The organism is Streptomyces sp. PU-14G (assembly GCF_041028275.1).
Lineage (GTDB): Bacteria > Actinomycetota > Actinomycetes > Streptomycetales > Streptomycetaceae > Streptomyces.
Map to the genome: position 1 here is coordinate 1 of NZ_JASKYT010000337.1, position 7,511 is coordinate 7,511.

Annotated in this window: 7 protein-coding genes; 5 read left to right on the forward strand and 2 right to left on the reverse strand. The window is 71.8% G+C overall.

Annotation, left to right across the window (positions count from 1 at the left end; all coding sequences use genetic code 11):
• The 3 genes from AB8Z75_RS27930 to AB8Z75_RS27940 form a co-directional block, all read left to right on the forward strand.
• A partial coding sequence (locus AB8Z75_RS27930) for an acetate--CoA ligase family protein (protein WP_369206744.1) occupies nt 1-1,245 on the forward strand: 1,245 nt, incomplete at its 5' end.
• Nucleotides 1,246-1,504: 259 nt separating this feature from the next.
• Nucleotides 1,505-2,380, forward strand: a complete 876-nt coding sequence (locus AB8Z75_RS27935; protein ID WP_369206746.1) for an enoyl-CoA hydratase/isomerase family protein — start codon at nt 1,505-1,507, stop codon at nt 2,378-2,380.
• 96 nt (nt 2,381-2,476) lie between these two features.
• Complete coding sequence (locus AB8Z75_RS27940; protein WP_369206756.1) at nt 2,477-3,163, forward strand: flavin reductase family protein; 687 nt, start codon at nt 2,477-2,479, stop codon at nt 3,161-3,163.
• A gap of 27 nt (nt 3,164-3,190) precedes the next feature.
• Here AB8Z75_RS27940 and AB8Z75_RS27945 read toward each other — a convergent pair whose 3' ends face one another.
• Both AB8Z75_RS27945 and AB8Z75_RS27950 read right to left on the reverse strand, forming a co-directional pair.
• A complete protein-coding gene (locus AB8Z75_RS27945) occupies nt 3,191-3,958 on the reverse strand; it encodes an NAD(P)H-dependent oxidoreductase (RefSeq protein WP_369206748.1) in 768 nt (255 codons plus the stop codon).
• Between the two features lie 129 nt (nt 3,959-4,087).
• Nucleotides 4,088-5,452: an MFS transporter gene (locus AB8Z75_RS27950; protein ID WP_369206750.1), complete on the reverse strand. Its 1,365-nt coding sequence runs from the start codon at nt 5,450-5,452 to the stop codon at nt 4,088-4,090.
• Nucleotides 5,453-5,610: 158 nt separating this feature from the next.
• Between AB8Z75_RS27950 and AB8Z75_RS27955 the strand changes: the two genes are divergently transcribed.
• Nucleotides 5,611-6,642, forward strand: a complete 1,032-nt coding sequence (locus AB8Z75_RS27955; RefSeq protein ID WP_369206752.1) for a GlxA family transcriptional regulator — start codon at nt 5,611-5,613, stop codon at nt 6,640-6,642.
• 177 nt (nt 6,643-6,819) lie between these two features.
• A partial coding sequence (locus AB8Z75_RS27960; protein WP_369206754.1) for a GlxA family transcriptional regulator occupies nt 6,820-7,511 on the forward strand: 692 nt, incomplete at its 3' end.

Genomic DNA, 7,511 nt, shown 5'->3' on the forward strand with positions numbered 1-7,511 from the left:
CGCCCACCCCAGGCCGAGGGTGTCGCCGTTCTCGCGATCTCCGGCGGCACCGGAGCACACATGGCCGACCTGGCCACCGCGGCAGGGCTGACGCTGCCCACGCTCTCCGGCGCCAAGCAGGCGGAGCTGCACCAGTGGATCCCCGACTACCTGTCGGTGGCCAACCCGGTCGACAACGGTGGCCACCCGGTGGGTGACTGGCGCGGCCGCAAGATCATCGACGCGGTCCTGAGCGACCCGGACGTCGGCGTCCTCATCTGCCCCATCACCGGGCCGTTCCCGCCGATGAGCGACAGGCTGGCGCGCGACCTGGTGGCCGCTGCGGAGGAGACCGACAAGCTGGTCTGCGTCGTGTGGGGCTCCCCGGTCGGCACCGAGGCCGCCTACCGGTCCACGCTGCTCGGCTCCTCGCGGGTGGCGACGTTCCGGACATTCGGCAACTGCGTACGGGCGGTGCGCGCCTATCTCGACCACCACCGCTTCGCCCGCGCCTACCGCTCCCCCTTCGAGGACGCGCCCCGCACCCCCTCCCCCTCGTACCGCAAGGCGCAGGCGCTGCTGCGACCCGGACAGCAGCTGAGCGAGCACGCCGGCAAACAGCTGCTGCGCGCCTACGGCATCCGCGTCCCCCGCGAGCAGCTGTGCACCAGCGCGGCGGGAGCGGTGCGCGCAGCCGCGCAGGTCGGCTACCCGGTCGTCATGAAAGCGTCGGCGCCGCAACTCGCGCACAAGAGCGAGTACGGCCTCGTCCGCGTCGGCCTCACCTCCGCGAGCCAGGTCCGCGACACCTACCGCGAGCTGGTGGACCTCACGCGCGCAGAGGAGATCGAACTGGACGGCGTGCTGGTGTGCCAGATGGTCGATCCGGGCGTGGAGATGGTCGTCGGCATCGGGCAGGACGAGCTGTTCGGGCCGACCGTGACGGTGGGGCTCGGTGGCGTCCTGGTGGAGGTGCTGCGCGATGTCACCGTCAGGGTCCCTCCGTTCGGCGAGGAGCAGGCCCGCGCGATGCTCGGGGAACTGCGCGGTGCCGCGCTGCTGGACGGCGTGCGCGGCAGGCCACCCGCCGATGTCGACGCGCTGGTCGAGGTCATCCTGCGGGTGCAGCGGATGGCCCTGGAGCTCGGGGCCGCGCCCGGCTCCGAGGGTGCCGGGAGCCTGGCGGAGCTGGACATCAACCCTCTGGTCGTCCTTCCGCGCGGTCAGGGCGCGGTGGCGCTCGACGCCCTCGCGGTGTGCCGGTGAACAGCGGGCGAGGCGCCTCGCCGCCCGCGCCTGATTCCACGCCGCCCTCACCCGTGAGCACGCCGCACGCGCCCGAACTCGCGTCGCCCGCACACGCGGCCCCGCCGCGCGTGCCGGGAACCGCGTCGCCCGCACACGGTGCCGTCGTGCCCGCACACGGTGCCGTCGTGCCCGCACACGGTGCCGTCGTGCCCGCGCGCGGCGCTCCGCTGCCCGCGCGCAGCGCCGCACCGTACGCCGTGAAAGGAGCCGCACGTCGATGTCCTCCCCCCGTGACCCGTCGTCGTCCGAACAGCCCGAGCAGGCCAGGCCCGCGGCCTCGCATGAGGCCGCGGACGAGTCCCTGGAGAAAGTTGTAGCGCGGACCACTGACAACGGCGTGGTGTGGCTGACTCTCGATCGGCCGCAAAGCCTGGGGGCTCTCACCGCTGACCAGCGAGAACGGCTCATCGGCCTGCTCGCCGACGCCTCGGTTGACCCGGCGGTGAGGGCCGTCGTCCTCACCGGTCGGGGGCGTGGCTTCTGCGCGGGCGCGGACCTGAGAGGCGCCCCCGGCACCGGGGCGGAACGGGTGGCGGGCGACGTGGCACGCACCCTGGAGCGAGGAGCGCAGCGGCTGATCGCGGCGGTGCTCGACTGCGAGAAACCGGTGATCGCGGCCGTCAACGGCGTCGCCGCCGGTCTCGGCTGCCATCTCGCACTCGCCTGCGACCTCGTCCTGGCCGCTGAGGAGGCCACGTTCGTGGAGGTCTTCGTACGGCGCGGGCTGGTGCCGGACGGGGGCGGCGCCTACCTGCTGCCGCGGTTGGTCGGGCCGCAACGGGCCAAGGAACTCATGTTCTTCGGGGACTCGCTGACCGCAGCCGACGCCGGGCGGCTCGGCCTGGTCAATCGCGTCGTGCCGGGCCGGGAGTTGGCGGAAACGGCACGCGCCTGGGCCGAACGCCTGGCGTCCGGGCCGACCCGTGCGCTGGCGCTCACCAAGCGGCTGGTCAACGCCTCGTTGGACACGGACCGCACCGCCGCCCTCGGTGCGGAGGCGTGGGCCCAGGAGATCAACATGACCACGCGGGACGCACGCGAGGGTGTGACGTCCTTCGCCGAACGGCGGTCACCCGCCTTCGAGGGACGCTAGGACAGCGGGTGGCTACGCTGGATGGGACACCCCCGAGCGAGCCAACCGATCCGACGACGCCACATCCGACGACCTCACAGGGACGATGAAGCCATGATGGGACACGCGGGAATGGCAGCCGCCGCAGTGCGCTATCTGCGGACTGTCGGCTCACCGTCCGCGCAGGCAACGGGGCGCGCGATGCCTGACGAGCGGAGAGACGCGCGTACCGACACGCTTCCCCGGCCCGATCTGCGCGCTGTGCGGGCGGACGAGCGCGCGCCCGTGGACCCGGCCGTCTTCCGTCGCGTCCTGGGTGGTTTCGCCTCCGGGGTCACCGTCGTGACGGCTCCCGCGCCGGTCCAGGGGGAGCGCGCGGAGGCAGAGGAAGGTCTGCCCGGTCCGGCGGGGTTCGCCTGCCAGTCCTTCGCCTCCCTGTCGCTGGAGCCGCCACTGGTCTCGTTCATGGTGGCCCGCACGTCCAAGAGCTGGCCCGGTATCGCCCGTGCCGGGGTTTTCTGCGTGAACGTCCTGTCCGCCGCGCAGGGAGAGTTGTGCAGGACGTTCGCGGTGAGCGGCGCCGACAAGTTCGCCGGGATCTCCTACTCCCCCGCGCCGGTGACCGGATCGCCTCTGTTGGAGGGCGTGACGGCGTGGATCGACTGTGAGATCCACGCCGTGCACACCGGCGGTGACCATCTGATCGTCGTCGGCAGGGTGCGCGCACTGGACGAAGGGGAGAGCGGCAGTGCACCGCTGGTCTTTCACCGAGGGAGGCTGGGAACGTTCACCCCGGCCGAGTGAGCGGGCGCACCCTCGTGCCCGCGCTCGTCACGCCGCGTGCATGTCCAGCCCCGTGCGGCCGGACGCCAGGTGCGCGCGGAGTGTCAGGTCCGCGTCGTAGTCGCCGCCGGCCTCGTGCCGGTAGGTCAGTGGGGCAAGCGACTCCAAACCGTCGATCCGGGCGCGCAGTTGTTCCTGCCACTCCTTGGCGTCGGTCGCACTCGCCCGGTCGGCTCCGTAGAGGACGAACGGCGGCAGCGGGGCCATGCCCGTGTACCAGAAGGTGCCGTGGTGGAGCGGGAAGAGAATGTCGTCGACGAAGCCGTGGATGCCGCGCGGGCCGAAACTGGAGGAGCGGGCACCGACCGAGGTGACGACCATGGCGCGCTTCCCCGCCAGCCCTCCGTCCCCGTAGCGCAGGGTGCGGCCGTGCGTGTCCTTCACCCCGAAGGCGAACCCCTGCACGAGCACTCGGTCGAACCAGCCCTTGAGGATCGCCGGAGGCCCCAGCCACCACAGGGGGAAATGGAAGACCAGGGTGTCGGCCCAGGCGATCTTCTCCTGCTCGGCACGGACGTCCGGACTGAGCAGGCCCCGGTGGTGCGCGTGCTCCTGGGCTTCCCCGACGAGCAGCCGGTCCTGCGCGTCTCTGGCGGGGAAGTCCTCCCGGTCGACGACCGGTTTCCACCCCATCGCGTACAGGTCGGACTGCCGCACCTCGTGGCCACGCTCGCGGAGGGCGGCGATCCCGGTGTCCCGCAGAGTGGCGTTGAGGGAGCGTGCTTCAGGGTGGGCGAAAATCCAGAGCGTTCTCATATGGCCGATCGTGCGGGCTGCCCCGGCCCGGAACGAGTGACCGTATGGACGACAAGCGCAAGGTTCTGGCCACCCCGCCCCGCTCCTCCGCGCACCACCTCTCGACTCGGCATGCCGCGCCCTTTTTGCTCAGCCCCGGGCAGCTCCCTCCGCCCCTGTCCGCCCGCCGGCCCGCGACGCTCCGCCTGCGTCCGACGCGGCGCCCGTCATCCCCGGCCCTCGCCGTACGACGAGCACCATGAGGGCGGCCAGCGCGCACAGGACGCCCGTCCCTGTCCAGGCGAGGTCGTACGTTCCGGTGACGTCCCTCACCAGCCCCGCGGCGAAGGCGACCACCGAGGCTCCCACCTGGTGCGCCGCCAGCACCCAGCCGAAGACGATGGCACCGTCGGCGCCGAAGTGTTCCCGGCACAACGCCATGGTGGGCGGCACGGTGGCGACCCAGTCGAGCCCGTAGAAGATGATGAAGAAGAGCATCGGCGGCTGCACACTTCCGGCGAAAAGCATCGGCAGCAGCAGCAGCGACAGACCGCGCAGCCCGTAGTAGACAGCCAGCAGCCTGCGGGAGTCGAAGCGGTCGGTCAGCCAGCCGGAACAGACCGTCCCGACCAGATCGAGCACGCCGATCAGCGCCAGCAGGGACGCGGCGACCGGGACGGCCATCCCGTGATCGTGCGCGGCCGGCACGAAGTGGGTGCTCATCAGCCCGTTGGACGACGCGCCGCAGATCGCGAACGATCCCGCCAACAGCCAGAAGACCCTGGTACGGGACGCCTGCCACAGTGCCGACAGTGTGCGCCGCAGCGCGCCTGTCGCGCCGGTCTCGGGGGCCACGTAGTCGGGGCCGGCACCGTAGGGGCGCAGCCCGACGTCCTCGGGCCGGTCCCGCAGCAGCCACACCACCAGCGGCACGACGGCGAGCGCGGCCCCGCACACCACCAGTGACGCGGTGCGCCACCCCGGGCCCTCCACCAAGAGCGCCACCAGAGGCAGGAAGACGAGCTGCTCGGTGGCGCTGCCAGCGGTCAGGATGCCGCTGACCAGCCCGGTGCGGGCGACGAACCACCGGTTGGCCACCGTCGCAGCGAACGCCAGCGCCATGGAGCCGGAGCCGACTCCCACCAGCAGTCCCCAGCACACGATCAGTTGCCACTCGGAACGCATGAAGACGGTGAGCCCACTGCCCGCCGATATCAGCAGCAGCGCCGCGGTGACGACCTGACGGATGCCGTAGCGCTCCATCAGGGCGGAGGCGAACGGCGCGGTGAGTCCGTACAGCAGGACGTTGAGCCCGACGGCGAAGGAGATGGTCCCGTGGGACCAGCCGAACTCCTGGTGCAGAGGGTCGATGAACACGCTGGGGGTCGCCCGGAAGCCGGCTGCCCCCACCAGTGCGATGAAGCACACCAGCGCGACCCACCAGGCACGGTGCACGCGCGGTGCCGGTGGGGCCGGGTCCGGGGGCTGCCGGGTACGTGCTGTCCGGATACGCATGCTCCGGGTACGCGTTGTCCGGGTACGCGTTGTCCGGGTTCCGTGGCCGTCCCGCTCGGGCGGCCGTGAGGAAAGGGTCTCGGTCACGCTGCTCAGCCTGCTGAGCAGCGTGACCCGGAACGAGTGGCCCGAGAGCCACCATGTGCGAGGATCGGGCCATGGCCGTCTTCACCCGTCCCGGGCTCCACAGAGTCGCCGTTCTCGTGCGGCACGGCCTGCTGCCGATCGAGTTGGGCATCCCGCACTGTCTGATGGGCCGCGCGCGGTCCGCGTCGGGGCAAGCGCTGTACGAGGTCGTCACCTGTGCCGCAGACGGCCCTGGCGCGATCCGTACGGAAGGCGACTTCACGATCAACGTGGAGCACGGCCCGGGGGCGCTCGCTGAGGCGGACACCGTCATCGTCCCCGCGGCGCACGAGCGGGACGAGCCCTACGACCGTGGCGCGTTGAGCCCACCGCTCGCCGAGGCGTTCGCACGTATCCGTCCCGGCGCCCGGGTCGCCTCCATCTGCACCGGAGCCTTCGTCCTGGCGTCCGCCGGCCTGCTGGACGGCAAGCGGGCGACGACCCACTGGAGCGCCGGCTCGCGTTTCCAGCGTCTCTTCCCCTCCGTCGAGCTCGACTCGGACGTCCTCTATGTGGACGAGGGCTCTGTCCTGACCTCCGCCGGTATCGCCTCCGGGGTCGATCTGTGCCTCCATATGATCCGCGGGGACCACGGCTCGGCGGTGGCCAACGAAGTCGCCCGCCGCACCGTCGTGCCACCCCACCGCGACGGCGGACAGGCACAGTTCATCCGCCGCCCCGTACCCGAACCCCGCCTCTCCTCCACCGGAACAGCCCGCACCTGGGCCCTCCACCACCTCCACCGCCCCCTCACCCTCAAACAACTGGCCGACCAAGAAGCCATGAGCGTCCGCACCTTCACCCGCCGCTTCCGCGAAGAAGTCGGCATCAGCCCGCAGCAGTGGCTGACCCAGCAGCGCGTGGAACGGGTGCGCCACCTGCTGGAGGAGAGCGACCTGTCCGTCGACCAGGTCGCCGCCCGGGCCGGGTTCGGCTCCGCTTCGACACTGCGGTTGCACTTCCAGGCGGCCCTCGGCGTCTCCCCCACCGCGTACCGCAGGACCTTCCGGGCGGGAAGCGGCGGACAAACCGTTGCCAGTCCCGTCGCGCGATGCGAGGGGTGACGCGGACGCGGGAACTGCCGACGACTGACGACGCGACTACCCGCCGGCGCCCGCGTCCCTCCCTGACTGCCGGGCACCACCTGCTGCCGGAAGCATCTGCTGCCGGACACCACCTGCCGCCGGACACCACCTGCGGCCGGAAGCCGCCTACTGCCGAGGGTGAAGGAGACGACCACCATGTCCGACCCCGCGCGGGTCTTCGCCCACCCGGGCCGCCACCGGGTCGCCGTGCTGGTCCGGCACGGTGTGGTGCCCATGGAGCTCGGTCTCGTCCACCAGGTGTTCGGCCGTGCGGCCGGGCCGGACGGTGGCCCGCTCTACGAGGTGGCGACGTGTGCCCTGTCACCGGGAGCGGTCCGAACGGACGCCGATTTCCCCATCCACGTCACACACGGGCCACAGGCGCTGGCAGAGGCCGACACGGTGGTCGTCCCGGCCACCCACGAGCCCGACGCGACGGAGACGGAAGGCACACTGCCCCAGCCGCTTCGCAGCGCGCTCTCACGTGTGAGACCGGGCGTCCGGATCGCCTCCATCTGCACGGGCGCCTTCGTCCTGGCCGCCGCCGGGCTGCTGGACGGAAAGCGGGCCACGACGCACTGGATGGCCACGGACAGCTTCCGTGTTCTGTATCCGCGCGTACGCCTCGACCCGGACGTCCTCTATGTGGACGAGGGCTCCGTCCTGACCTCCGCCGGGGAGGCGGCGGGTATCGATCTGTGCCTCCATATGATCCGCGGGGACCACGGCTCGGCGGTGGCCAACGAAGTCGCCCGCCGCACCGTCGTCCCACCCCACCGCGACGGCGGACAGGCACAGTTCATCCGCCGCCCCGTACCCGAACCCCGCCTCTCCTCCACCGGAACAGC

Bases quoted from the DNA above. Each gene is read 5' to 3' on its own strand.
- AB8Z75_RS27950 (WP_369206750.1), bottom strand. From the start codon at position 5,452: ATGCGTATCCGGACAGCACGTACCCGGCAGCCCCCGGACCCGGCCCCA.
- AB8Z75_RS27955 (WP_369206752.1), top strand. From the start codon at position 5,611: ATGGCCGTCTTCACCCGTCCCGGGCTCCACAGAGTCGCCGTTCTCGTG.
- AB8Z75_RS27935 (WP_369206746.1), top strand. From the start codon at position 1,505: ATGTCCTCCCCCCGTGACCCGTCGTCGTCCGAACAGCCCGAGCAGGCC.
- AB8Z75_RS27945 (WP_369206748.1), bottom strand. From the start codon at position 3,958: ATGAGAACGCTCTGGATTTTCGCCCACCCTGAAGCACGCTCCCTCAAC.
- AB8Z75_RS27940 (WP_369206756.1), top strand. From the start codon at position 2,477: ATGGGACACGCGGGAATGGCAGCCGCCGCAGTGCGCTATCTGCGGACT.